Annotated in this window: 21 protein-coding genes and 1 pseudogene; 14 read left to right on the forward strand and 8 right to left on the reverse strand. The window is 74.9% G+C overall.

The features are described from left to right. Positions 1 to 65: 65 nt before the first annotated feature. The gene (locus ACQPYN_RS05265; protein WP_433034338.1) at positions 66 to 902 is read right to left on the reverse strand and encodes a class I SAM-dependent methyltransferase; all 837 of its coding nucleotides are present in this window, start codon (positions 900 to 902) and stop codon (positions 66 to 68) included. 179 nt (positions 903 to 1081) lie between these two features. Here ACQPYN_RS05265 and ACQPYN_RS05270 point away from each other — a divergent pair, with 179 nt between their 5' ends. The 7 genes from ACQPYN_RS05270 (at position 1082) to ACQPYN_RS05300 (ending at position 9086) form a co-directional block, all read left to right on the forward strand. Beyond that, positions 1082 to 3739 carry an ATP-binding protein gene (locus ACQPYN_RS05270; RefSeq protein WP_433034340.1) on the forward strand — a complete coding sequence of 886 codons (2658 nt, stop codon included), beginning with the start codon at positions 1082 to 1084 and terminating at the stop codon, positions 3737 to 3739. A 71-nt stretch (positions 3740 to 3810) separates the two neighbouring features. Beyond that, entirely contained in the window at positions 3811 to 4536 is a 726-nt protein-coding gene (locus ACQPYN_RS05275) for an AzlC family ABC transporter permease (RefSeq protein ID WP_433034342.1), read from the forward strand. Continuing rightward, positions 4533 to 4835 carry an AzlD domain-containing protein gene (locus ACQPYN_RS05280; RefSeq protein WP_433034344.1) on the forward strand — a complete coding sequence of 101 codons (303 nt, stop codon included), beginning with the start codon at positions 4533 to 4535 and terminating at the stop codon, positions 4833 to 4835. Before ACQPYN_RS05275 ends, ACQPYN_RS05280 begins: the two co-directional genes overlap by 4 nt. Further along, positions 4832 to 5536: a PIG-L family deacetylase gene (locus ACQPYN_RS05285; RefSeq protein WP_433034346.1), complete on the forward strand. Its 705-nt coding sequence runs from the start codon at positions 4832 to 4834 to the stop codon at positions 5534 to 5536. Before ACQPYN_RS05280 ends, ACQPYN_RS05285 begins: the two co-directional genes overlap by 4 nt. Before the next feature lie 127 nt (positions 5537 to 5663). After that, the gene (locus tag ACQPYN_RS05290) at positions 5664 to 6968 is read left to right on the forward strand and encodes an iron-containing alcohol dehydrogenase (RefSeq protein ID WP_433034348.1); all 1305 of its coding nucleotides are present in this window, start codon (positions 5664 to 5666) and stop codon (positions 6966 to 6968) included. Between the two features lie 493 nt (positions 6969 to 7461). Then, positions 7462 to 8412 (forward strand): sensor histidine kinase, encoded by a 951-nt coding sequence (locus tag ACQPYN_RS05295; protein WP_433034350.1) that lies wholly within the window; start codon positions 7462 to 7464, stop codon positions 8410 to 8412. Beyond that, entirely contained in the window at positions 8409 to 9086 is a 678-nt protein-coding gene (locus ACQPYN_RS05300; RefSeq protein ID WP_274189855.1) for a MadR family response regulator transcription factor, read from the forward strand. Before ACQPYN_RS05295 ends, ACQPYN_RS05300 begins: the two co-directional genes overlap by 4 nt. A gap of 77 nt (positions 9087 to 9163) precedes the next feature. On the opposite strand, the gene ACQPYN_RS05305 is transcribed toward ACQPYN_RS05300, so the two are convergent. Then, positions 9164 to 10042 carry a sigma-70 family RNA polymerase sigma factor gene (locus tag ACQPYN_RS05305; RefSeq protein WP_433034352.1) on the reverse strand — a complete coding sequence of 293 codons (879 nt, stop codon included), beginning with the start codon at positions 10040 to 10042 and terminating at the stop codon, positions 9164 to 9166. An 84-nt stretch (positions 10043 to 10126) separates the two neighbouring features. Between ACQPYN_RS05305 and ACQPYN_RS05310 the strand changes: the two genes are divergently transcribed. Next, positions 10127 to 10579: a carboxymuconolactone decarboxylase family protein gene (locus ACQPYN_RS05310; RefSeq protein WP_433034354.1), complete on the forward strand. Its 453-nt coding sequence runs from the start codon at positions 10127 to 10129 to the stop codon at positions 10577 to 10579. Positions 10580 to 10623: 44 nt separating this feature from the next. Here ACQPYN_RS05310 and ACQPYN_RS05315 read toward each other — a convergent pair whose 3' ends face one another. Beyond that, complete coding sequence (locus ACQPYN_RS05315) at positions 10624 to 11166, reverse strand: winged helix-turn-helix transcriptional regulator (protein WP_433034356.1); 543 nt, start codon at positions 11164 to 11166, stop codon at positions 10624 to 10626. A 59-nt stretch (positions 11167 to 11225) separates the two neighbouring features. Between ACQPYN_RS05315 and ACQPYN_RS05320 the strand changes: the two are divergent. The 3 genes and pseudogenes from ACQPYN_RS05320 to ACQPYN_RS05330 all read left to right on the forward strand — a co-directional run. Then, positions 11226 to 11792 (forward strand): annotated as a pseudogene (locus tag ACQPYN_RS05320) (MFS transporter); the annotation flags it as partial. 203 nt (positions 11793 to 11995) lie between these two features. Beyond that, the gene (locus tag ACQPYN_RS05325) at positions 11996 to 12622 is read left to right on the forward strand and encodes an MFS transporter (RefSeq protein ID WP_433034358.1); all 627 of its coding nucleotides are present in this window, start codon (positions 11996 to 11998) and stop codon (positions 12620 to 12622) included. Between the two features lie 32 nt (positions 12623 to 12654). After that, on the forward strand, positions 12655 to 13179 hold the full coding sequence (locus ACQPYN_RS05330) for an OsmC family protein (protein ID WP_433034360.1): 525 nt from the start codon (positions 12655 to 12657) through the stop codon (positions 13177 to 13179). Between the two features lie 72 nt (positions 13180 to 13251). Here the strand turns inward: ACQPYN_RS05330 and ACQPYN_RS05335 are convergent, their stop codons facing one another. Together ACQPYN_RS05335 and ACQPYN_RS05340 are read right to left on the reverse strand one after the other, a co-directional pair. After that, positions 13252 to 14358, reverse strand: a complete 1107-nt coding sequence (locus ACQPYN_RS05335) for an FAD-binding oxidoreductase (RefSeq protein ID WP_433038742.1) — start codon at positions 14356 to 14358, stop codon at positions 13252 to 13254. 867 nt (positions 14359 to 15225) lie between these two features. Next, complete coding sequence (locus tag ACQPYN_RS05340) at positions 15226 to 16137, reverse strand: hypothetical protein (protein ID WP_433034362.1); 912 nt, start codon at positions 16135 to 16137, stop codon at positions 15226 to 15228. Positions 16138 to 16385: 248 nt separating this feature from the next. Between ACQPYN_RS05340 and ACQPYN_RS05345 the strand changes: the two genes are divergently transcribed. The 3 genes from ACQPYN_RS05345 (at position 16386) to ACQPYN_RS05355 (ending at position 19730) form a co-directional block, all read left to right on the forward strand. Further along, positions 16386 to 16577 (forward strand): hypothetical protein, encoded by a 192-nt coding sequence (locus ACQPYN_RS05345; RefSeq protein ID WP_433034364.1) that lies wholly within the window; start codon positions 16386 to 16388, stop codon positions 16575 to 16577. Positions 16578 to 16976: 399 nt separating this feature from the next. Beyond that, entirely contained in the window at positions 16977 to 18152 is a 1176-nt protein-coding gene (locus ACQPYN_RS05350) for a nitric oxide synthase oxygenase (RefSeq protein WP_433038744.1), read from the forward strand. An 81-nt stretch (positions 18153 to 18233) separates the two neighbouring features. Then, complete coding sequence (locus ACQPYN_RS05355; protein ID WP_433034366.1) at positions 18234 to 19730, forward strand: long-chain-fatty-acid--CoA ligase; 1497 nt, start codon at positions 18234 to 18236, stop codon at positions 19728 to 19730. Between the two features lie 65 nt (positions 19731 to 19795). Here the strand turns inward: ACQPYN_RS05355 and mftM are convergent, their stop codons facing one another. From mftM to ACQPYN_RS05370, 3 genes are read right to left on the reverse strand one after another with little or no spacing between them, the layout of a single operon-like run. Further along, the gene (gene mftM, locus ACQPYN_RS05360; RefSeq protein ID WP_433034368.1) at positions 19796 to 20734 is read right to left on the reverse strand and encodes a mycofactocin oligosaccharide methyltransferase MftM; all 939 of its coding nucleotides are present in this window, start codon (positions 20732 to 20734) and stop codon (positions 19796 to 19798) included. Positions 20735 to 20741: 7 nt separating this feature from the next. Further along, positions 20742 to 22286 (reverse strand): VWA domain-containing protein, encoded by a 1545-nt coding sequence (locus ACQPYN_RS05365; RefSeq protein ID WP_433034370.1) that lies wholly within the window; start codon positions 22284 to 22286, stop codon positions 20742 to 20744. A 29-nt stretch (positions 22287 to 22315) separates the two neighbouring features. Continuing rightward, the gene (locus ACQPYN_RS05370) at positions 22316 to 23575 is read right to left on the reverse strand and encodes an AAA family ATPase (RefSeq protein WP_433034372.1); all 1260 of its coding nucleotides are present in this window, start codon (positions 23573 to 23575) and stop codon (positions 22316 to 22318) included. Positions 23576 to 23665: the final 90 nt, after the last annotated feature.

Here is a 23665-nt window from a genome sequence, read left to right on the forward strand (position 1 = left end):
TCCTGGCGTGAGGACCGGCTCCGTCGCCGGTCACGAGGGGTGTTGCGGGTCGTTCTCGATCCGCGTCAGACGACGCGGGCGGTGAGCAGGAGGTACTCCCACTCCATCACCGTCGTGCCGCTGCCGCGGTCGTGGCGCTCCGCCACCGCGGCGATGTCGGCGTCGAGCGCGGCGGTGCGCTCGGCGTCCTCGGCGTTGTTGCGGTAGGCCACGATGGTCGGCCCGTAGGTCTCCTTCCAGTACGCACGGAAGGTGTCCGGGGAGTCGAACATCGTCACCGTCACCGTCTGCTTGCGGGCCTCGACGTCGGTGACGCGGTCGCCGAGCAGGCCGCGGACGTGCGCCTCGTCGCCCCACAGCGGCGGCGGCTGGGCGCCCGGCGGGGGCGGCGGCACGTAGGGCTTCATGGTCTTGAACAGGTCCCCGACAAAGCCCTCGGGAGTCCAGCTGATCAGCCCGATGCGTCCGCCGGGGCGGGTGACGCGGACGAGCTCGTCGGCGGCCTGCTGGTGGTGGGGCGCGAACATGACCCCCACGGACGAGGTCACGACGTCGAAGGTGTCGTCGGCGTAGGGAAGCGCCTCCGCGTCGCCCTCCTCCCAGCGCACGGCGACGCCCTGGCGCTCCGCGAACGCCCGCCCGGCGGTGAAGAGCTCCGGGGTGAGGTCGGAGGCCACGACGTCCGCGCCGGCGAGCGCGGCGGGCACCGCGACGTTCCCGGTCCCCGCGGCGACGTCCAGCACCCGTTCGCCGGGGCGGATGCCGGCCGCGGTGACGAGGACGGGGCCGAGCTCCGGGATGAGGCGGGTGGCCACGTCGGGGTAGTCGCCCAGGCCCCACATCGTGCGGTGCTTGGCCTTGAGCGCACGGTCGGCGGCGGTGTCGGTGACGGTCTCGGTCATCGTCGTTCTCCCTCGTCGGAGTTCCCGCGGGGTCACGGACGGTGGCGACCCCGATGGAGAGAACGGTTCCGTGCGCAGGTCACCCGGGACATCGGGAGCGCCTCCCCATGTTGTGCGGGGAGGACCCTAGGCCGAACGGGACATTCCCCCCGTGACTTTGATCACGTACCGTGACAGGCGTGGAGCTGCTCGAGCGCGACGACGAGCTGCGTCTCCTGGGCCGCGCGTGGCAGGAGGCGCGGGGCGGCGAAGGGTCGATCGTCCTGCTCGCCGGCGAGTCGGGGATCGGCAAGACCTCGCTGGCCCGCCTGTTCGCCGCCGGCCCGGACGTGGGCGACGTGCTGTGGGGCGTGTGCGACCCGCTGGGCGTGCCCCGCCCCCTCGGCCCGCTGCACGACGTCGCCGACGACCTCGGCGAGCCCGCCGCCGGGCTGCTGCGCGCCGGGGCGCCGCCGCACGAGATCCACCGCGCGCTCCTCGACGCGCTCACCGCCCGCTCCGTGCTGCTCGTCGTCGACGACCTGCAGTGGGCCGACGAGGCGACCATCGACCTGCTGCGCTTCCTGCTGCGCCGCATCGCCGGCACCCGCTCGCTGATCCTGGCCACCTACCGCGCGGACGAGCCGGACCCGCAGCCGGCGCTGCGCGGCCTGCTCGGGGACGTCGCGCGCACCCCGTCGGCGACGCGGGTGGAGCTCGACCCGCTGTCGGTGGCGGCGGTGACGACGCTGGTGGGGGCGCGCCACATCGACCCCGCCCACCTGCACCGGCTCACGCGCGGGAACTCGTTCTTCGTCACCGAGGTCGTGAGCCAGGACCCGTCCATGATCGACGGCGCCCTGCCCGTGTCGGTCCGCGACGCGGTGCTGGCGCGGACCGCGGGGCTCGACCCGGGCGCCCGGGACCTCGCCGACCTGCTCGCCTGCGCCCCCGGAGCCGTGCCGGACACGCTGCTGCCCGCGCTCGGGGTCGGCATCGGACCGCTGCGCACGCTCGACACCGCGGGGCTCATCGCCCGCGACCGCCGCGGCATCACCTACCGCCACGACATCTGCCGCCTCGCCGTCGCGGGCGCGATCCCGCCGGGCGGCGAGATCGACCTGCACCGCCGGATGACCGAGGCCCTCGAGACGCTCCCGGACCCCGACCCGGCGGTGCTCGCCCACCACGCCCTCGCCGCCGGCGACGCGGGCCGGGTGTTCCGCTACGCCGCGCGGGCGGGCCGCGTCGCGGCCGGGTCCGGGGCGCACACCGAGGCCGCGCGGTTCTTCACCACGGCGCTGGAGCACGCGCCGCAGGACGCCGACGCGGCGCGGGCCGGGCTGTGCGAGCTGCTCGCCCAGGAGCTCTACCTCACGGACCGCCTCGAGGAGGCGATCGCCGTGTGCGGCCGGGCCATCGCCTGCTGGGAGGCGGACGGCGACCTCGACGGTGTCGGCGCCGGGCACCAGTCGCTGGCGGTGTTCGAGTGGTACAACGGCAACCGCCCGAGCGCCGAGGAGCACGCGGCCCGGGCCGTCGAGATCCTCACGCCCCGCGCCGAGCCCGGCACCCGCAGCGCGGCCCTGCTGGGCAGCGCGCTGATGATCCAGGCCGTCCAGTCCATGCAGGAGAGCGACCTGGTGGCGGCCCGCGAGCGCCACGACCGGGCCCGTGCGGTCGCCGCGGGGGTGGTCGACTACCGCCTGGACGTCCGGCTCTCGGTGGTGGACTCCGTGGTCGCGATGATGTCGGGCGACCTCGCGGCCCGCGACCGGATCCTCGCCGTGCTGGACGCGGCCGGCGACCGGTTCTGCGAGGCGCATTCGGCGGGCTGGAGCAACGTGATCAACTCCGACGTCGAGCACCGGCGGCTCGACGCGGCGGAGAAGGCCCTCGACCGCAGCCTGCCGCTGACCGTCCAGTGGGACGTCCCGCTGTGTCACGGCTGGCAGCGCGGCGTGCGGGGGCGCCTGCACATGCTGCGCGGCGCCTGGGACGAGGCCGCCCTCGACGCGGGCGCGGTCCTCACCGAGAGCGCGGCGCCCCTGACCCACACCTGGCCGTCCCTGGTGCAGGGCCTCGTCGAGCTGCGTCGCGGCGGCGCCGGGGCGGACGCGTCCCTCGAGCGCGGCTGGGACCTGGCCGTCCGCTACGCCGAGCCGCTGCGGCTCCTCCCGGCCGCGTCGGCGCTGGCCGAACGGTGCTGGGTGACCGGGACGGCGGACCGTCGCCTCGACGGCGCGGCCGAGCTGCTGGCCCGGGCCGCGACGCGGACGGGCACCGAGTGGTCGGCGGGGGAGCTCGCGGTGTGGCTGCGCAGGCTCGGCCACGACGTGGACGCGCCGTCGCTCCCGCCGGGGTCGCCGTACGCCCTGATGCTCGCGGGCGATCCGAGGTCGGCCGCCGAGTGCTGGGCGGAGCTCGGGTCGCCCTACGACCAGGCGCTCGCGCTCGTCGACACGGGCGAGCCCGCCGACGTGTTCGCGGCCCTCGAGCTGCTCGACCGCCTCGGCGCCGACGCGGTGGCCGGCAAGGTGCGCCGTGACCTGCGGGGACGCGGCGTCACCGGGGTGCCCGCCCGGCCGCGTGCCACGACGCGCACCAACCCCGCGGGGCTCACCGCCCGCCAGGTCGACGTGCTGCGCCTCGTCGCCGAGGGCCTGACGAACGCCGGCATCGCCGCGCGGCTGTTCATCTCCGAGAAGACCGCCGACCACCACGTCTCGGCGATCCTCGCGAAGCTGGACGTGCCCACCCGCCGCGAGGCCGCGGTCGTCGCCCGCCGCCTCGGCGTCGTTCCCGAGCGCCGGCGTCGGGACACCCCGGAACCCCGGCAGCAACCGGTCGCGACCTAGGGACCCACCCGCCCGGGATGGGGAGCGGCCACCGATGTGGCCACCACCCGGACAGCCGCATCGTGGGCGGCATGGACATCACTCTCCGTCACACCCGCCGGGCCGACGGGGTCACGGACGCCGTGCGCGACCTGGCGCCGGTCGTCCTCGGCCTCGCCCCGTTCGCGATGCTCATCGGCGTCACGGCCGTGCGCTCCGGCGTCGGCGCCGGCACCGGCGTCCTCTCGTCCGCCCTCCTCTACGGCGGTAGCGGCCAGCTCACGGCCATCACGCTGATGGGCAGCGGCGCCGGAGCCGGTGCCGTGCTCGCGGCGGTGACGCTGGTCAACGCGCGCTTCCTGCTCTACGCCGCCGCGCTCGAGCCCCATTTCCGCGACCAGCCGCGCTGGTTCCGCTGGGCGGCCGCGCACTTCGTCGTCGACCCCACCTACGCGATGGTGACGCGGCGCCGTGACCTCGAGGATCCGGCGCGCTTCCGCCGCTACTGGCTCACCGCCGGCGGGGTGCTCGCGGTGGCGTGGGTGGCGATGACCGCCGCCGGTGGCCTGCTCGCCCCGGTGCTGCCGGCGTCGTCGGCGCTCGACGTCGCGGCGCCCGCGATGTTCCTCGCGATGCTCGTGCCGCAGCTGCGCGCCCGCCCGGCCGCGGTCGGCGCCGGGGCCGCCGCCGTCACCGCCGCCCTCGCCTCGCCCCTGCCGTCGGGCCTCGGCCTGATGTGCGGCATCGCCGTCGGCGTCGTGGCGGCCACCGTCACGCCCGTCGCCCGCACCAGCGAGACGTCGGGGAGCCCGTCATGACCCTCCTCGTCTCCGCCGCCGCGACCTACGGCCTGCGGGTCGTGCTCATCGCCCTCGTGCCCGCACACCGGCTGCCCGCCGTCCTGCGCCGCGGGCTGGCCCACCTGGCGCCGGCCGCGCTCGCCGCGCTGGTGGTCACCGCCCTCGTCGGCCACCGGGGTGCGGCGGCCCTGGTGGTGCCCGGACCGATGCACCTCGCACTCGCCGTCGCCGCGGTCGTCGCGTGGCGGTTCCGCAACCCCGCCCTGCCGGTCCTCGCCGCCGTCGCGGTGATGATCGTCGTCGAGGTGCTGTCGTGACCCGCACCCTGCTCGGCGTCTGGGCCCACCCCGACGACGAGACCTTCCTGTCCTCCGGGCTCATGCTGGCCGCCCGGGAGCGGGGCGACCGCGTCGTCGTCGTCACCGCCACCCGCGGTGAGCACGGCACCGACGACCCCGCGCGCTGGCCCGCCGACCGCCTCGGCGCCCTGCGGGCCCGCGAGCTCGACGAGGCCCTCGCCCTCCTGGGCGTCTCCGAGCACCGCTGGCTGGGCTACGAGGACGGGGCGTGCCCCCTGGTCCCGCGGCGCACCGCGGCCGAGCGCGTCGCCGCGATCGTCGACGAGGTCCGGCCGGACACGATCGTGACCTTCGCCGACGACGGGGTCACCGGGCACGCCGACCACCGGACGGTGGGCCACTGGGCCCGGCGCGCGTGGCAGGCCGCCGCACCGGACGCCGAGCTCCTCGAAGCCGTCCTCCCTCCTGGCTTCACCCGGCGCTTCGCCGACATCAACGAGGCCTTCGGGGTGTTCATGGACGACCCCGCCGCGGAGGTCGACCCCGACCTGCACCTGCGGCTCGAGGGGGAGCACCTCGAGCGCAAGATGGCGGCGATGCGCGCGCAGGACAGCCAGACGCGCCGCCTCGTCGAGGGCGTCGGGCTCCCGACGTTCCGGCGCTGGTGGGGCGAGGAGGCCTTCCTGCGCACGACGCCCGCCGCCGTGGGAGCAGCGTGATACGAACGGTGCCGAACGACGGCTGGCCCGGGCGGAGCAGCACGAGAACCCGCTGCTCACCCTGCCGTCGCCTGCCGTCCGTCTGTAACGTGGGCAACCGTCGTCGTCCGGCAGACAAGGGGGCAGCGTGGTCCTCGTCCACAGCGTCACCCGCGCGGGGGATTCCGTCATCGCGCACCGTCGGGCTCCCGAGTCCGCGGCCGGTGCGGCGGTCACCCCGGCGCGGAGCCCGGCCGACCGGGCCACGACGCGGCCGCGGACGGAGGCGCCCCGCCTGGCGAAGTTCCACGTCCCCGAGATCCTCTTCGGTCCCGGCTCGCTGAGCGAGGCCGCGCACGCCGCGGTGCGCCTGGGCGCGCGTCGCCCGCTGCTCGTCACCGACCCCGGGCTGTGCGCCGCCGGCTGGCCGAACCAGCTGTGCGCCCACCTCGCGGAGGCCGGGCTGCGGCCGTCGGTGTGGGAGGGGGTGACGCCCAACCCCAAGGACCACGAGATCGCCGCCGGGCACGTCCACTACCTCCAGGAGGGCTGCGACGTCATCATCGCGCTCGGCGGGGGCTCGGTGATCGACGCGGCCAAGGGCATCGCGCTGCTCGCCGGCAACGGCGGCACGATCCTCGACTACGAGGGTGTCGACCGGATGGCGCTGCCGATCCCGCCGATGGTCATGGTGCCGTCCACCTCGGGCACCGGCGCCGACGTCTCGCAGTTCTGCATCGTCACCGACACCGCCCGCAACACCAAGATCACGATTCTCGGTCGCGCGCTGGTGCCGGACATGTCGATCGTCGACCCGCACCTGCTCACCACGATGCCGGACTGGCTCAACGCCGCCACGGGCCTCGACGCACTGACCCACGGCATCGAGGCCTACGTCTCGCGCGCGCACAACCCGCTCACCGACCACCACGCGCTCCAGGCGATCGCCCTGGTCGGCGAGAACCTCGAGCTCACGATGGACCACCCGGGCGAGGAGGCGGCGCGCACCTGCATGGCGCAGGCCGCCCTCGAGGCCGGGCTCGCGTTCACCAACGCGATCCTGGGTGCGGCGCACGCCATGAGCCACCAGGTCGGCGGCCTCCTCGACCTGCCGCACGGCGTCATCAACGGGGTGCTGCTACCGCACGTCATCCGCTTCAACGCCGAGCCCGACCCGCACCGTTTCGTCCCCATCGCCCAGGCGCTGGGCCTGCCCGGCACCATCACGCCGGACTCCGACGCCGGCGCCGCCGAGGCCGCGGAGTGGGCGGCGCTCGAGGTCCGCAGGCTGGCCGACGAGCTCGGGGTGCCCAAGGGGCTCGCCGAGATCGGCGTCGGCGAGTCCGACATCGGCGTGCTCTCGGCGATGACGCTGGCCGACGCCTGCCTCTCGACCAACCCGCGCGAGGCCGACCAGGCGGACATCGAGACCCTGTTCCGGGCGGCGATGTAGTGGTAGCCCTGCAATGACGGAGGCCCCGCGAGGGGTGGCCAGGCGGTGAGCAGCCCGATGTCCACGGATCACCACGACCTCGACCAGCTCACCGGGATCCGGTCCGGGAAACCGTCCTTCTACGTCGAGTACCTGGCCTCGGCCGAGCGCCTGCGCCGGGTCATCCACGCGCTCGACCGGATTTCCCGCGCGCTCGTGCGCACCACCGAGGGCCCCGGCACGCTCGTGCGCGCGGTGGCCGAGGCCGCCGCCGACCACCTCACCGCGCACTGGGTGGTGTTCGCGCTCGCCGACGGCGCGCTGCCCGAGGCCGCGCCGCGCCACCTCGTGCTCGGTCCCGCAGGCGAGGAGGTCGACGCCGACGACCCCGATGTGCCGGCGTGGGTGGCGGTGCACCTGCGGGCGGTCCGCTCCGGCGAGGGCACACCCACGCCGACGGCGGGGGCCCGGCCACGGCGTCGCCGAGGCCGCCACCGACCCGCACCACCTCCACGTGCCGGTGCACCTCGACGGCGACGTCGTCGGCGAGATCGTCGCCTGGACCGGGGCCGACCGCGCCATCGACGCCACCGACGCCTCCGTGCTGCGCGTCCTCGCCGGCCAGACCGCGGCCGCGCTGCAGAACTCGGCGCTGCACCAGCGCACGATGCGGCTCTACGGCGAGGCGAGCCAGCAGGCCGACGACCTCGCGGCGCGCAACGAGCAGCTCCAGCACACCCGCGACGCCCTCACCGTCGCGCGCCAGCGCGAGGTGCTCGACTCCGAGCGGCACCGGATCGCCCGGGAGCTGCACGACTCGGTCACCCAGTACGCGCTGTCGGCCGGCATGCAGATCGAGGTCGTGCGCTCCGAGATCCGCGACGAGCGCCAGCGGGAGCGCCTGGAGACCGCCAAGGCCCTCACCCGGCGCGCGGTGGAGCAGCTCCGGTCGGCGATCTACGCCCTGCACCACCACGGCGACCGCGGCCGGCAGAGCCTGCCCGCCATGCTCGAGGAGCTCTCCACCGTCCACATGCCCTCCGACCTGCGGGTCGAGGTGCGCATCGAGGGGCGGCCGGTCGTGCTGCCGTCGGCCGCCGAGCGCTCGCTCTTCCGCGTGGCCGGCGAGGCGCTCTTCAACGCCGCCGTGCACGCCGAGGCGGGCGTCGCCGTCGTGCGCCTGGCCTACCGCAAGGACCGCCTGGTGCTGTCGGTGTCCGACGACGGCCACGGCGACCCCGAGCACGTGCGCCGCACCCTGCGCATCGCCTCCGCGGGCGACCTCGACGGCTCGCACCGCGGCCTGGTCAACATGGCCGAGCGCGCCCGCGAGATCGGCGGCACCCTGCGCATCCGGCGCGCACCCCAGGGCGGCATCCGGGTCGAGGTCGGCGTGCCCCTGGCGCCCGCCGGCCCGGCCCCCGAGCCCGCCGACACCTCCGAGACGTCCGGGAGGCCGTCATGACCGAGATCCGTGTCCCCGCCCGCGCCACCGCCCGCCGGGGTGAGGTGCGCATCGTGCTCGTCGACGACCACGCGATCGTCCGCCAGGGCCTGCGCTCGGTGCTCGAGCGCGAGCCGCAGTTCGCGATCGTCGGCGAGGCGTCGAGCGCGCCCGAGGCGCTCGCCGTCGTCGCCCACCAGCGCCCGACGATCGTGCTGCTCGATCTGAAGCTCTCGACGAGCTCGGACTCCGAGGGCCTGCAGCTGTGCCGCCAGCTCACCCAGGCGCACCCCGGGGTCGGCGTGCTCGTGCTGACGACGTTCCTCGACGACCGGCTCGTCGTCGAGGCCGTCCACGCCGGCGCCCGCGGCTACGTCGTCAAGGACGTCGACACCACCGAGCTGACCAGCGCGATCCGCGCGGTGTCGCGCGGCGAGTCGGCGTTCGACTCCCGCTCGGCCGCCGCCGTCGTGCGCTCGCTCAACGGCCAGCAGCCCCACGGCGACCCGCTCACCGGCCGCGAGCTCGACGTCCTGCGCCTGCTCGCCCGCGGCATGTCGAACCGCACCATCGGCCGCGAGCTGTTCATCTCCGAGACCACGGTGAAGTTCCACGTCGGCAACCTCATGCGCAAGCTCGACGTCACCCGCCGCGCCGAGGCCGTCTACGCCGCCTCGAAGATGGGGTTGATCTAGCACCTCCGGTGCCAGCGTGGGGGCCATGCTGACGATCCAACACAGCACGCCGATAGGGTCAGGAAAGCCCCCACGATCTAGAGCTGCTCGACGTCCAGCTCCGCGAGCACGTCCGGGTCGGCGATCATCTCGATCGCCGCGATCCGGCCGTCCACGATCACGATGTCGAACGCCGAGTAGACCCGGCCGCCCGGGGCGTAGACCACGCCGGGCATGCCGTCGAGCAGCGCGGGCTGGGCCATGCGGGCCCGGCCACTGAACACGCGGGCCACGGCCTCGGCGCCGTGGACGGTCTCCTCGACGTCGGGGGCGCCCGGGTTGGCCTTCGCGGCGGCGACGGCCACACGGTCGGCGCGCAGCTCGACGTCCGGGTCGAGGATGGTGATCAGGCCGGCGAAGTCGCCGTCGCGGGCGGCGGTCAGGAACGCCTCGACGACCTCGCGGCGCCGTGCCGGGTCCACCTCGGCGTCGGCCGATCCGCCCTGGACGCGGCGACGGCCGCGGCTCGCGAGCTGGCGGGCCGCGGCGGGGCTGCGCTCGACCACCGTCGCGATCTCGGCGAACGGCACCGCGAACAGGTCGTGCAGCACGAACGCGAGCCGCTCGGCGGGGTCGAGGCGCTCGAGCACGACGTGCAGCGCCGCGCCCAGCGCGTCCGCCTGCAGCGCGCGGGTCTCGGGGTCGGGCTCGGTGTCCGGTTCCGCGCCGGCCTGGTCGAGGTCGGACTCGGCCCGGGTGCCGCGGGTCCGCAGCATCGAGAGCGCGACGCGGCTCGCCACGGTGGTGAGCCAGGCGCGCAGGTTCTCCACCTCCGAGACGTCGCTGCGCGCGAGGCGCAGCCACGTCTCCTGCACCGCGTCGTCGGCCTCGGCCGGGCTGCCGAGCAGGCGCATCGTCACGGCCCGCAGGTGCGGGCGGTGGCTCTCGAAGTCCGCCGCAAGAACCGTCTCGTCCATCGGTCACATCCTCCGCTCGTGGGACGTCTCCAGGGAGAGACCGCCGGGGACCGGCGGATGTGACCACCGAACGAGGAGCTTGTCATGGCCGGACGACTCGACACCTTCACCCGCGCCCTGCCCGGACTCGGCGAGGGGATCGGCACCGTGATCGGCGCGATCCGCGGCGCCGGCGTGCCGGAGACGACGCTGGAGCTCGTCCACCTGCGCGTGAGCCAGATCAACGGCTGCGCGTTCTGCGTGGACACGGGCACGAAGGGCCTGCGCAAGAACGGCGAGCCCGACGAGCGCATCGACCTCGTCGCCGTCTGGCGGGAGGCGCCCGGCTTCACCGACGCCGAGCGCGCGGCGCTCGCCCTCGGCGAGGCGGCCACGCGGATCGCGGACCGCCCGGACCCGGTGCCGGACGACGTCTGGGACGAGGCGGCCCGGCACTTCGACCCCACGGCGCTCGCCGGGCTCGTCGCGCAGATCGCCCTGACGAACTTGTTCAACCACGCCAACGTCACGATCCGCAGGCCCGTCGGCGCCTGGTGACCCGTGAGCGAAGTTCCCGGCTATAGCCGGGAACTTCGCTCACGTCAGGGCAGCGGCACCAGCAGGCGGTGCGGGCGGCGCAGGGCGAGGCTGACGGCGTCGTCGCGGACGTGGCGCTCGCCGTCGGCCCCGGAGTCCGGCTCGAGCGGCCGCGTCTCCAGGCTCGCCGGGGCGGGCAGCGTCCCGCACGCGGGGCAGACGCCGCCGTCGGCGAGGTCGGCGCCGCCGGCCGGACAGTCGGCGTGGCGGAAGCGTCGCCGGCCCCCGTCCGGGCCCACACGGTGCCGGTCGCCCCACCGGGCGAGGCCGAACACCACGGGCCAGAGATCGAGGCCCGTGTCGGTGAGCACGTACTCGTCCCGCCCGGCGGCGTAGGGCCGGCGTTCGAGGATCCCGGCGTCGACGAGGGTGCCCAGACGCTCGGAGAGCACCGCGCGCGGGATGTCGAGGTGGGCGCGCAGGTCGGCGAAGCGGCGGACGCCGAAGAAGCAGTCGCGCAGCACGAGCAGCGTCCAGCGCTCGCCGACCACCTCGAGGGCGCGGGCGAGGGCGCAGTCCTGACGGTCGTAGTCGCGGCCCAGCGGCACGGTGACCACGCTAGCAGTTCGGTTCAACCATCGAACCCGACCTGCTAGCGTCCCGCGACGTGACCCCGAGCCCGGTCGACCGGCCCCGCGCCACCCTCGCCGTCGCCGCCGCGGCCACGTTCCTCGCGCTGGTGGCGTTCACCGTGCCGCTGGCGGCGCTCCCGTCGACGGCCACCGCGCTCGGCGCCGGCCCCGAGGCGCAGGCCTGGATCCTCAGCTCGATGAGCATCGGGCTCGGCGTGGCGCTGCTGTCCGTCGGCGCGCTGGGCGACGACCTCGGCCGGCGCCGTGTCCTCGTGCTCGGCGCGACCGTCCTGGCGGCGTCCTCAGTCCTCGCCGCCCTTGCACCGTCCGCGCTCGTCCTGGTGGTCGCCCGCATCCTGCAGGGCGTCGGCGCCGCCGCGCTGGTGGCCTGCAGCCAGGGACTGCTGGGCCACGCGTTCCCCGCCGGCACGCCGGAGGCGCGCACGGCGAGCAGCGTGTGGGGCGCGAGCCTCGGCGCCGGCATCGCCGCGGGGCCGTTCCTGGCCTCGGGCCTCGACCGCCTCGTCGGGTGGACCGGGCCCTACTGGGCGACCGCGGTCGCCGCCGTCGTCCTCGCCGTCGTCACCCGGCGGGCGGTGTCCGAGTCGCGTGCCGCGGAGCCCCGGCCGATCGACCTGCCGGGCGTGCTGGTCCTCGCCGCCGGCCTGGCGGCGCTGCTCGCCGGGCTCGTCGAGGGACGGTCGGGCTTCGGGCGCCCGGGGTGCTCGCGCTGCTCGCGGTCGGGGTGGCGCTGCTCGCCGTCTTCGTGGTGCTCGAGGGCCGGCGTGCGGCGCCCATGCTCGACATGGCGCTCTTCGCCTCGCCCGCGTTCGTCGCGGCGACGGTCGGAGCGCTCGCGACCGGGATGGGCATCATCGCCACGACGTCGTTCCTGCCGACCGTCGTCGAGCGGGGCCTCGGCGGCACCGCGCTGGTGGGCGCCCTGCTGCTGCTCGCGTGGTCGGGCACGAGCGTGGTGACGGCCGTGCTCGCCCGGCGCCTGCCCGCCGCGTGGTCGGGACGCCTCCAGCTCGCCGCCGGGCTGCTCGTCGTGGCGGCCGGGCAGGCGCTGCTGCTCGGGCTCGCGCCCGGCGACGCCCCGCTCTCGCTCGTCCCGGGGCTGGCGGTGGCGGGGGCGGCGAGCGGGATGGTCAACGCCGCCCTGGGACGCGAGGCCGTCGCCAGCGTGCCCGCCGGTCGCGGTGCCATGGGCGGCGGCGCGAACAACACCGCCCGCTACGTGGGGTCGGCGATCGGCACCACCGTCGTCGCCGTCGTGGCCACGCGGCCCTCGCTGGGCGGGGGAGCGGCCGGGCTCGTCGCGGGCTGGAACGACGCCCTGCCGATCGCGATCGCGTTCTCCCTGGTCGGGGCGGCCGCCGTCGCCGCCTGCCGTCCCCGTCGGGTGCGCCAGTCCGTGACCACCGGGTGACGGACGGGCACGGCCGAGGCAGGATCGGGGCCATGGACAAGTCGAAGCTCGCCGAGACCCAGGGCCCGCTCAAGTCGCAGTACAAGGACGACCCCGAGTCGGCCGTCGTGACGCTCAAGGCCGACGGCGACGTCGACGGCTCGGGCATCGCGTGCCGGGTGCAGACGTCCCAGGCGCTCGTCGAGGCCGGCCTGCACCCCGCCACCGGCGGCGACGGCACCCAGCTGTGCTCCGGGGACATGCTGCTCGAGGCCCTCGTCGCGTGCGCCGGGGTGACGCTGCGCGCGGTGTCCACCTCGATGGGCGTCGAGGTCCGCGGCGGCAACGTGCACGCCGAGGGCGACCTCGACTTCCGGGGCACGCTCGGCGTCGCCAAGGACGCCCCCGTCGGGTTCCGCGAGGTCCGCCTGCGCTTCGACATCGACACCGATGCCGACGCCGACACCCTCGCGACGCTGCACAAGCTCACCGAGCGGTACTGCGTCGTGTTCCAGACCCTGGCCAAGCCGCCGGAGCTGTCGGTCGAGATGACCCCGCGTCAGACCGCGAGCGCCTGACTTCCCGCTCCACACACGACACGGCGCCCCCGCTCTCGAGAGCGGGGGCGCCGTTCGTCGTACAGGACGGTGTCAGTCCGTGTGGTACGGGTCGTAGTGGATGTTGCGGAACGGCGTCCCCGCGTCGAGGAGCGCGTTGGTGGTCGCGCGCACCATGGGCGGCGAGCCGCTGATGGTGATCTCGCGGTCGGCCCAGGCGCCGTAGCGGGCGACGACCTCGCCGACCGTGCCCGTCTCCGCCCCGTGCGGGCGCCCGTCGTCCTCGACGACGGGCACGACGGTGAGCCAGGGGTTCTCCTGGGCGCTGCGGCGCAGGCTCTCGATGTCGTAGAGGTCGCTCCACGTGCGGCCGCCGACGAACAGGCAGACCTTGCGGTCGGTGCCCTCGAACATCAGCTGCTCGATGATCGAGCGCGCCGGCGCGAGACCGGTGCCGCCCGCGACCATCAGCAGGTCGGAGCGCCCGCGGGGGTCGAGGGTCATCTGACCCATCGGCGGGCCGATGCGCCACACGTCGCCCACGCGGGCGTGCGACACGATGGCGCGGCTGACCCAGCCGCCCGGAACCGTGCGCACGTGGAACTCGAGCACGCAGTCGGGCCCCGGAGCGTTGGCCGGGGACATCGAGCGCCACATGCGCGGGCGCTGCGGGGTCTCGACGCTGACGTACTGGCCGGCGAGGTAGGGCACCGGCTGGCTGGTCTGCACGCGGACCACGGCGAGGTCCTGGTTGATGCGCCGGTGCTCCATGACCCGGGCCATCCACACCGCGGGCCCGCGCTCGGCGTCGGCGGCCTCGCGCATCGACTGCGCGACGATGCCGTACGCGCCCGTCCACGCGTCGTCGACCTCGGAGGTCCACAGCGCAGGCCCGGCGATCTCGCGCAGGGCGCCGAGCAGCGCCTCGCCCACCCGGTCGTAGTGCTCGCCGATGACCCCGAACTTGCGGTGGTCGCGGCCGAGCTGGCGCAGGAAGATCGAGAGCTCGTCCGGGCGGTCGACCATCTGCACGACGTGCACCAGGGCCCGCAGGAGCCGGGTGCGCTGCAGTTCCATCGTGACCGGGAAGAGCTCCCGGGTCTCCGGAGCGATCCGGAACAGCCAGCCGTAGAACAGCGACGTCAGCTCGTCGGTGCGGTGCGAGATGGCGTTGAAGCTCGTCCGGATGGTCGTGACCATGTCGTGGACGTCGTTCGACGCCGCGGCCTCGCGGGGCGCGGGCAGGCCGACGCCCTCCGGCGGCCCGGCGGGCGCCACCGATGCCGGCATGGGCGGCGGCGGCGCGGTCGGGATGTGGCCCGGGCCCGACGGCGGGCCGGACAGCTGCCCGCCACCGCCGTACTGCGGCGGGGCCGCGACACCGGGGTAGCGGGACCGCACGCCGGCGGGCGGGCCGTGCGGCCCGGACGGGTAGGTCATCGGGCTCCCCTCGGACGCGGAGCGGAACGAACCCGTGCGATCGAGTCCGGTGCCTGACGGTACGGCGGACCCGTACGGAGCTTCGCGACGGTCGTCGGCAATGTCGAAGACCGAGCTGTCGGTCTGGTCGGACCCACCCTGGCGGCCTGCACCGAGAGGGCGGGACGGGGCCGGCACGGACGTCTCGTACCCGTCCGGCTCGGGCCCCGCGGGGCCTCCGTGGCCACCGCCGTACCCGGCGTCGCCGTGGCGGGGGCCGTGGTCACGATCGGAGCGCACACCCGTGGTCGGGCGCCCGCCGAGCGGTCCCCCGGCCAGGGAGCGATCGTCCCTCGCTGCGGTCACGTCTGGTCGACTCCTCGTCCCGGATGAGTGGGCTCCCCCGACGCCGCGCCACCCTAGCGGTTGTCCCCGACCACGAAACGCTACTCCGCGTCCCGGGCAGGACCGCTCTGCCGTGTGTTCGTGCGGTCAGCGTAGGGCCACGCCCGGTGAGCGGGATGCGGCCCCGCCCCCATCGGGTGACAGGGCCGAACGGCCGCGTCACCCGTCGTCGCCCGTCGACCGTTCCCCGTGATCTCGTCGCGGACGGCCGGGGAGCTGTCGTCGTCGGTCGCCGGACGGGCCTCAGCCCGCGGTGGCGTCCTCGCCGTCGAACGCGGATCCGGCGCCCGAGCCGTCCTCGAGGCCGTCCAGCCCCCGCTCGTCGGCCGCGGACCCCTGGTCCGTCTCGTCCGGCCCGTCGGAGCGGGTGGTGGGACGGGGGGACGACGTCGAGCGCGGGGTGGGCGTCGACGTGACGGTCGTCGGCTCGGCCCGCGTCGACGGGGTCGGCGACGAGGTGCTCCGCGGTCGCGACGTCGGCGTGGTCGCCCTCGGGGGACCCGCCGGGGCCGGTCGTGCCGCCTCGGCGGCCACGGAGGACGGGGACACGTCCCGCGTCCCGCCGGCGTCCGGCTCGAGCGCCTCGACGATGCCGGTGTTGACGGTCGGGCTCACGGCCTCGGCGGTGTCCGTGCCCTCGCCGGTCTCCGGGACCGGGGTCTGCTCCGCGGGGACGTCGGGCATGTCGGGCAGCGCGACGCCGGTGCGCTCGGCGTCCAGGCCCAGGGCGATCCCGACGCCGCCCACGGCCACCGCGCCCATCACCGCGGCCACCGCCGGCAGCGACGACAAGGACGACAGCCCGCGCCGGGTCCGCGACGAGGGGGCCGCGCGGGCCAGCATGCAGGCCATCTCGTCGGCCCGGGCGCGCATGTGCCGCGACGGGCGCGGCCGGCGCCCGGCGGGCTCCTCGTCCTCGACGACGGCGTCGACGTCGGGACGCCCGGGGGCGGCGAGGTCGGCGATCGCGGGCACCTCGGGCACCGCCGGGGCGGCGCGCTCGACGGGCGTCGGGGCCGGAGCGGACCCCGGGCGGACGACCGGCAGGGCGACGGTCGGGGCGTCGGCCGGACCGCGGGGCGCGCCCGTGCCCGGCGCGTGCGTCCGCCGCGCGCCGTCCGGCTCCTGGGCCGCGGGCCCCGGGGCTCGCGTCACGGTGCACCTCCCGGCCCCGTCCGCGCGTCGTCCCCGACGACGTGACGCGCTGTGCACGAGGCCATCACACGTTGTCGACCGGTCAGCGTGCCAGATGCGATCGACCGGCCGCGGACGACCCGCTCCTCGGGCGTCCGGGTGACGCGCCCGGTATGTGCAGGGGGTGCCCGGACGACCCACTACAGTGGGCGCACGTGGAGCCGTCACGGGGAGCCGGGACGCGAGCGCGCCCGGGATCGGGACGCCGCGTGACCGTCGTGGTCGCCGCGTACTCGATCGTGGTCAGCGTGTTCGGGGCCACGCTGTCCACCGATGTCGGCACCCGGAGGCGCTGGGGACGCAGGTTCGCGGACCACCGTCCCGGGGCGCCCGGTGCCGGCGGCGCGGCGCGGATGCGCCGAACAGACCACCACGGCTCGCACCCCCTCGGGTGTGATTGATCCGAACGGCGAGATCCGCTTCGAGCACAGGGGCGGCACAGTGGACGACGGCCGCGCGGGGACGGCACGAGACACGGAGGTGGCATGACGCGCGGCGTGGCGATCGATGTGGTCGGCTCCGGGGACCCGGTGGTCCCCACCCCGCATCCGCGGGACCGTCGACCCCAGCCCCGGCCCCGGGTTCCCTCGGTCGCCGGAGTGGCCGGACCCGCGGCTCCCGCGGTGCCCCCGGGACCGCTCCACGGTCCGGACCCCGCCCCCGTGGCCACGCCCCCGCGGGCACCCCGAGCCCCGGTCCGCCCCGGTGCCGGACCAGGGCGCGCTCGCGACCGCCTCCCCGAGAGCACGATCGAGGTCGAGCCCGGGGCGCTGCCCGCGGCGGCCGTCCCCGCGACGGGCCTGCCCGCGACGGACGTGCCCGCGGCCGACGCGCCGGCGACCGACGTCCCGGCCCCCGCCGTCGACCCCGACGTGGCCGAGGAGTTCGTCCGGCTCTTCCACACCGAGAACCCCACGGCCGGCCCCGCCGAGCCGCGCATCGCCGCCGTGCGCGAGGAGATCGCCCGCACCGGCACCTACGTGCACACGCGCGACGAGCTCGAGTTCGGCGCGCGCATCGCCTGGCGCAACTCCGCCCGCTGCATCGGGCGCCTGTACTGGCGCAGCCTGCACCTGCGCGACCGCCGGCACGTCACGGCACCCGAGGAGGTCGCGCAGGAGTGCGTCGGCCACCTGCGCGAGGCCACCCGCCGGGGTCGCATCCGCTCGACCATCACGATCTTCGCTCCGGACGGGCCCGCGGGGCCCGGGCCGCGGGTGTGGAACGAGCAGCTCATCCGCTACGCCGGCTACCGCGCCGGCGGCCGGGTGCTCGGCGACCCGCGCTACGTGGGCTTCACCGACACCGCGCGCTCGCTGGGGTGGCTGCCGCCGAGCCCGATGGGGCGCTTCGACGTCCTGCCGCTCGTCGTCAGCGGCGGCGGCGAGCACGCGGCGGCGGGCCCGCAGTTCTACGAGGTCCCCCGCGACGCCGTGCTCGAGGTGCCGCTGGCCCACGCGGAGCACCCGTGGTTCGGCGAGCTGGGGCTGCGCTGGCACGCCCTGCCCGTCATCAGCAACATGCGCCTGGACATCGGCGGGATCTCCTACCCGGCCGCGCCGTTCAACGGCTGGTACATGGCCACCGAGATCAGCGCCCGCAACCTCGCCGACAGCGACCGCTATGACATGCTCGCCGAGGTGGCCGAGGCCATGGGCCTCGACACCTCCAGCGACCGCACCCTCTGGCGCGACCGCGCGGCGATCGAGCTGACCGCCGCCGTGCAGCACTCCTTCGACGAGGCCGGCGTCTCCCTCGCCGACCACCACGGCGAGTCGCGGCGGTTCCTGCGCTTCGTCGAGAAGGAGGAGGCCGCGGGGCGCCACTGCCCGGTGGACTGGAGCTGGATCGTCCCGCCGATCTCGGGCGGGCTCACGCCGGTGTTCCACCGGTACTACGACGAGCCCACCGACACCGGCCCGATGTTCCGCCTCGACGACCAGGCCGCGGCCCGCGGGCAGGGCTGCCCGGTCTGACCTCCTCGGCGGTTGGCCGAGCGCCGGAGGGGGCACCGTGCTGCCCAACCGCGCATGCGGCCCGACACACGGGAGTCGACGATGACGAATCTGGCGACGGCGCTGGTCGAGACGTCGAAGGAGCACGGCGATCGTCCGGCGCTGCGTCTCGACGACCAGGTCGTGACGTACGAACGGTTCCTCGAGGCCGCGCGCGGCGTCGCGGGCCTGCTGCGGGCGCGGGGCGTCGAGCCCGGCGCACGCGTGGGCATGGTCTTCCCGAACGTCCCGGCGTTCCCGATCGTCTTCTACGGCGCCGTGCTGGCCGGCTGCGTCGTCGTCCCGATGAACCCGCTGCTCAAGGGCCGGGAGATCGAGTACTACCTCGACGACGCGGGCATCTCGGTGGTGTTCGCCTGGGACCAGGCCGCCGACGCGTCGCGCGAGGCCGCGCAGGGCCGCGACATCGAGGTGGTCGCCGTCGGCGCCGCCGGGCCCGACGAGACCCAGCTCGACGGCACCCCGGTGGAGGAGCCCGTCGAGCGCGACGACGAGGACACCGCGGTGATCCTCTACACCTCCGGCACCACGGGATCGCCCAAGGGCGCCGAGCTGACCCACGCGAACCTGGCGACGAACGCCCGGGTCTCCTCGCGCACGCTGACCGAGCTCGGCACCGGCGACGTCGTGATGGGGTGCCTGCCGCTGTTCCACGTCTTCGGCCTGACGTGCGGCCTGAACTCCGCGGTGCTGACCGGCGCCTGCCTGACGCTGCTGCCGCGGTTCGACGCGACGAAGGCGCTCACGATGATCGGGCGCGACGGCGTGACGGTCTTCGAGGGCGTACCCACGATGTACGCGGGCCTGCTGCACGTCGAGGACCGCGAGCAGTACGACGTGTCGTCCCTGCGCTCCTGCATCTCGGGCGGCTCGGCGATGCCGGTCGAGGTGCTCCGTGAGTTCGAGGAGACCTTCGGGTGCGTGGTGCTCGAGGGCTACGGGCTCTCCGAGACCTCGCCGGTGGCCTCGTTCAACCACCCCCACGCCGAGCGCAAGGCGGGGTCGGTGGGCACCCCGGTGGCCGGCATGGAGCTGCGTCTGGTCGACGACGACGGCAACGACGTCACGGGCGACGACGCCGGGGAGATCGCCATCCGGGGCGAGGGCCTGATGAAGGGCTACTGGGGCCGTCCCGAGGCGACCGCCGAGTCGATCCCGGACGGCTGGTTCCGCAGCGGGGACGTCGGCCGCCGCGACGACGACGGCTACTACTTCATCGTCGACCGCAAGAAGGAGCTGATCATCCGCGGGGGCTACAACGTCTACCCGCGCGAGATCGAAGAGGCTCTCTACGAGCACTCGGCGGTCGCCGAGGTGGCCGTGGTCGGGATCCAGGACCGGGATCTCGGCGAGGAGGTCGGCGCGGCCGTGGCCCTGCGCCCCGGCGCCGAGGTCGGCGTCGACGAGCTCCGCGCCTTCGCCAAGGAGCGCGTCGCGGCCTACAAGTACCCCCGCCACGTCTGGCTGCTCGACGAGCTGCCGAAGGGGCCGACCGGCAAGATCCTCCGTCGGGAGATCGAGCCGCCCGAGGACCTCTAGAGGGTGGGCTGCGCCCACGTGAGCACTTCGGAGTGCCCCAGCACCCCGAACTGCTCACATGGGCGTCAGCCCACCTCGACGACCAGCCAGCCGCCGTGGTCGTCGGCGACGGTGAACGGGTGCGCGGAGCGCTCGCCGAGCGCGTGCAGGGCGGCGTGGTCGAAGGTCCTCAGGTGCCCGTACACGGGCTCGGCGACGTCCTCGTAGGGCACGGCGACCACCACGCGACGACGGGCGACGCGCAGCATCTCGTCGAGCACGGTCACCGTGTCCTGCGCGGGCAGGTGCTCGAGCAGGTGGACGGCGGTGACGGTGTCCACCGAACGGTCCGCGGCCGGCAGCCGCCGGGCGTCGGCGACGACGGTGCGCACGGCCTCGTCGCGGCGCCGGGCCACGGCGCCGAGCAGGCCCATGGTGCCGGGGGTGTGGTCCGTCGCGACCACCGCGAACCCCTCCTGGGCGAGGCGCAGCGGCAGGAAGCCGAAGCACGAGCCGACGTCGAGGACGGTGCGCCCGCGGATCTCGGCGACCGCGCGCTCGTGCACCGGGGCGAAGCCCGCGAGCGACGACTCGGGCGGCGCGAGGGGGTCGGCGGGCTCGCGGGGGTGGCGGAGCACGGCGAGGCTGTTCGCGTAGAACGTCGACCACGCCGTGAGCGGGTCGCTGATCGTCGAGCGCACGATCCCGGTGAACACCCGCTCGAAGTCCGCCGCCGACGTCACGACGCCGGAGAGCTCGCTCGCGACGAGCCCGGCGATGTCGTCGTCGAGCTCGTCGGGGCGCAGCCGGTGCAGCACGAGCAGGCGGTCGCCCGGTCGGTGGACCTCGAAGTGGTCGGTGACCCGCTCCGGGGGTCGCGCGGCCACCAGCCGGACGGGCACGGGTGCCCGGTCGACATGGCAGACGACGATCCCCGCGTCCTCCCACCGGCCCGGGTGGGACGGGGCCAGCGGATCGATGCGTATCGAGCCCGCGGCCACGCCGGGGGGGTCGCGGACGGTCATCGCGTCGTCAACGGCCGATCATCTCGGCCGCCATGTCGTGGCTGACCTCCGAGAGCCCGGTGAGGTCGCGGACGACGCGGATGCGGTCGACGAACTCGGCGTAGCGCGGCAGGTCGCAGGCGCCCAGGCCCCACGAGTAGCGGGGCTCCGGGGTCAGCCAGATCGTCTCCCGCGCCCGGCGGGTGATCTCGGCGAACGCCTCCATGTTGGCGTCGTTGCCGTTGCCCCGACCGTCCCCGAGGACGATCACCGTCGAGCGCCGGTTCACCGCCGACCCGTGGTCCTCCAGGAACGTCCCGAACGAGGTCCCGTAGTCGGAGTTCGCGTCGACGTCGAGCAGGTCGCCGCCGAAGATCAGCCCCAGGGCGTTCTCCACGGTGTGGTCGGCGAACAGGTCGGTGACCTCGATGAGGTCGGCCACGAATGCGAACGAGCGCACCTGGCCGAACATGTCCTGCAGGCCGTGGACGAGGTGCAGCGTGAACCGCGCGGTCGCCCGCACCGACAACGACACGTCCGCGAGGATCACCAGGCGCGGCTTGTCCTCGGTGCGCTCGACCGTCACCGGCCGGAACGGGATGCCGTCGAAGCGCATGTTGCGTCGCATCGTGCGTCCCGGGTCGATGCGCCCGCGGGCCGACTCGCGCCGCTTGTGGGTCAGCGCGCCGTGCAGCGTCTTGGCCAGCCGGCGCAGGGAGTCCTCGAGCTGCTGGCGCTCGTGCTCCTCGGCCCGGTCGACCTCGGCCCGCTGCGCGTCCTCGTCGGCGTGCCCACCGTCCATCACCCGCTGCTCGATCTCCAGCAGGCGCTCGAGGTGGCGCTTGATGGCCTCCGGGAGGTTCTCGAGCATCCCGGCCAGGCGCCGGCGCAGGGCCATGGCGTCGGTCTCGTCGCCCTCATCGCGGATCCCGTCCTCGACGCCCTGCAGCCACCCGAGCAGCGCCTCCTGCTGGGCGACGTTGAGGTCGGCGTCGACCTTCGTGCCCGAGTCCGTGGCGATGTCGCCGGGCAGGCCGCCACCGTGGAGGCGGTCGGTCTCGATCTGGACCTTCTCGCCCGTGCCGGTCTCGTCGGTGGCGCCGTCCTTCGAGAAGACGATCTCGTCGGTCATCGCCGCGAGGTCGATCTTGTTGGCCTCCTGGTGCAGGTTGTACTGCTGGGCCATGTCCTCGGGGTCGAAGAACTCCTTGATGTCGACGGGCGTGCCGTGGTCGTGACCCTCCTGCGGGGTCTCGCTCGGCTCCTCGGAGAGCGTGAAGTTCTCCAGGGCGCCGTCGTCGGAGAGGTCCTCGTGCCCGTGCCCGTGGCCGTGCCCGCGGTCCTCGGCGCCGATCCGCACCAGCGCGAAGAACGCGTCGAAGATCTCGTCGAACGACTCCTCGTCGCGGATGTCCTTGACCAGCGAGACGCGCAGGGCGGCCTTGAGCGTCTCGCGGTCCGCGAGCACGCCCGGCTCGCGCGCGCAGCGCATGGCGTCGAGGACCTCCGAGGTGGAGATCCGCACCTGCCGGATGCGGAGCAGCCGGACGAAGCGATGGATGCTGGCCTCCATGAGCGGGGGCCTCCTCTCCGTCGGTGCGGCTAGAGCGCGCGGCGCTTGCCGAGGCCCGCGCCGAAGGAGCGGGTGCCCTGGCCGGAGCTCACCGGGCGCTTCTTCGGCGGCTCGGCCTCGCCGCTGCGGGCCTTCTCCTGGTACTCGCGACCCGGCGCGCCGTACACGCCGGCGTGGCGCCCCTCCTCGTCCTTCGCCGCGCGGACCGCCCGGCCGTCGGGGCCGTCGTCCTCGTCGTCGGCGACGGGCCGCGACGTGGCCGGCGCCGGGCCGGTCGAGTGCCCGTCGTCCTCGTGGCCGTGCCCGTGGCCATGACCGTGGCCGTGCCCGTGGGCGTCGGGGATCTCGGCGTTGGGGTCGACGAGCTTCGGCAGCGCACCGAGGGCCTTGGTGACGTCCTTGTCGTACTTGACCACGACGCTCACGGTGTCCGAGAGGATCTGCGAGTTGAGCTCGTCGATGCCGAGCACGGCCAGCGTGCGCGCCCAGTCGATGGTCTCGGAGATGCTCGGCGCCTTGCGCAGCTCGAGCTCGCGCAGGCCGCGGACGACCTCGACGAGCTCGCGCGCGGCGGCCTCGGGCAGCCCCGTGTTCTTGGAGCGCACGATCTCCAGCTCGCGCTCCGCGGTGGGGTAGTCCAGGAACAGGTGCAGGCAGCGGCGCTTGAGGGCGGCGGCCAGGTCACGCGTGTTGTTGCTGGTCAGGATGACGTACGGCGCGTTCTTGGCGACGAACGTGCCGATCTCCGGCACCGAGACCTGGAACTCGCCGAGGGTCTCGAGCAGCACCGCCTCGAGCGCCTCGTCGGCGCGGTCGACCTCGTCGATCAGCAGCACGACGGGCTCGTCGGAGCGGATGGCCTCGAGCAGCGGGCGCTCGGCGAGGAAGTCCTCGGAGAAGAACACGCTGTCCTGGTTCTTGATCTTCTCCACCGACGACGGGATGTCGGGGGCGTCCTGCACGATCTCGGCGATCTTCTCGCGGAGCATCTGGGTGTAGAGGAGCTGCTTGCCGTAGTCCCACTCGTAGAGGGCCTTGGTCTCGTCCTGGCCCTCATAGCACTGCAGACGCAGGAACCGCCGGCCGGTGGCGACGGCGAGCATCTTGGCGAGCTCGGTCTTGCCCACTCCGGCGGGGCCCTCGAGCAGCAGCGGCTTCTCGAGGCGGGTCAGCAGGAACACCGTCGTGGCCAGGCGCCGGTCGGCGATGTAGCCGTGCTCGGCGAGCGCGTCGACGACCTCGTCGACCGAGCCGAAGGGGGACGCGGTCTGGTCGGTCGGGGTGCTCACGCAGCGCTTCCTCTCGTGTCGGGAGACGGGGCACGGCCCCGTCCTGCTCAGTGTGTCCCGGAAGACACGCCGGTGCCCGGCAGGGCTGAA

The organism is Actinomycetospora sp. CA-053990, assembly GCF_050948445.1.
In the GTDB taxonomy this organism is placed as follows: domain Bacteria; phylum Actinomycetota; class Actinomycetes; order Mycobacteriales; family Pseudonocardiaceae; genus Actinomycetospora; species Actinomycetospora callitridis.

What these genes read in the sequence shown, in the direction of transcription:
- ACQPYN_RS05335 (WP_433038742.1), bottom strand. Translation starts at nt 14,358, where the DNA reads ATGGTCACGACCATCCGGACGAGCTTCAACGCCATCTCGCACCGCACC.
- ACQPYN_RS05275 (WP_433034342.1), top strand. Translation starts at nt 3,811, where the DNA reads ATGGACATCACTCTCCGTCACACCCGCCGGGCCGACGGGGTCACGGAC.
- ACQPYN_RS05365 (WP_433034370.1), bottom strand. Translation starts at nt 22,286, where the DNA reads ATGGAGGCCAGCATCCATCGCTTCGTCCGGCTGCTCCGCATCCGGCAG.
- ACQPYN_RS05310 (WP_433034354.1), top strand. Translation starts at nt 10,127, where the DNA reads ATGGCCGGACGACTCGACACCTTCACCCGCGCCCTGCCCGGACTCGGC.
- ACQPYN_RS05330 (WP_433034360.1), top strand. Translation starts at nt 12,655, where the DNA reads ATGGACAAGTCGAAGCTCGCCGAGACCCAGGGCCCGCTCAAGTCGCAG.
- ACQPYN_RS05280 (WP_433034344.1), top strand. Translation starts at nt 4,533, where the DNA reads ATGACCCTCCTCGTCTCCGCCGCCGCGACCTACGGCCTGCGGGTCGTG.
- ACQPYN_RS05325 (WP_433034358.1), top strand. Translation starts at nt 11,996, where the DNA reads ATGGCGCTCTTCGCCTCGCCCGCGTTCGTCGCGGCGACGGTCGGAGCG.
- ACQPYN_RS05355 (WP_433034366.1), top strand. Translation starts at nt 18,234, where the DNA reads ATGACGAATCTGGCGACGGCGCTGGTCGAGACGTCGAAGGAGCACGGC.
- ACQPYN_RS05265 (WP_433034338.1), bottom strand. Translation starts at nt 902, where the DNA reads ATGACCGAGACCGTCACCGACACCGCCGCCGACCGTGCGCTCAAGGCC.
- ACQPYN_RS05305 (WP_433034352.1), bottom strand. Translation starts at nt 10,042, where the DNA reads ATGGACGAGACGGTTCTTGCGGCGGACTTCGAGAGCCACCGCCCGCAC.
- ACQPYN_RS05300 (WP_274189855.1), top strand. Translation starts at nt 8,409, where the DNA reads ATGACCGAGATCCGTGTCCCCGCCCGCGCCACCGCCCGCCGGGGTGAG.
- mftM (WP_433034368.1), bottom strand. Translation starts at nt 20,734, where the DNA reads ATGACCGTCCGCGACCCCCCCGGCGTGGCCGCGGGCTCGATACGCATC.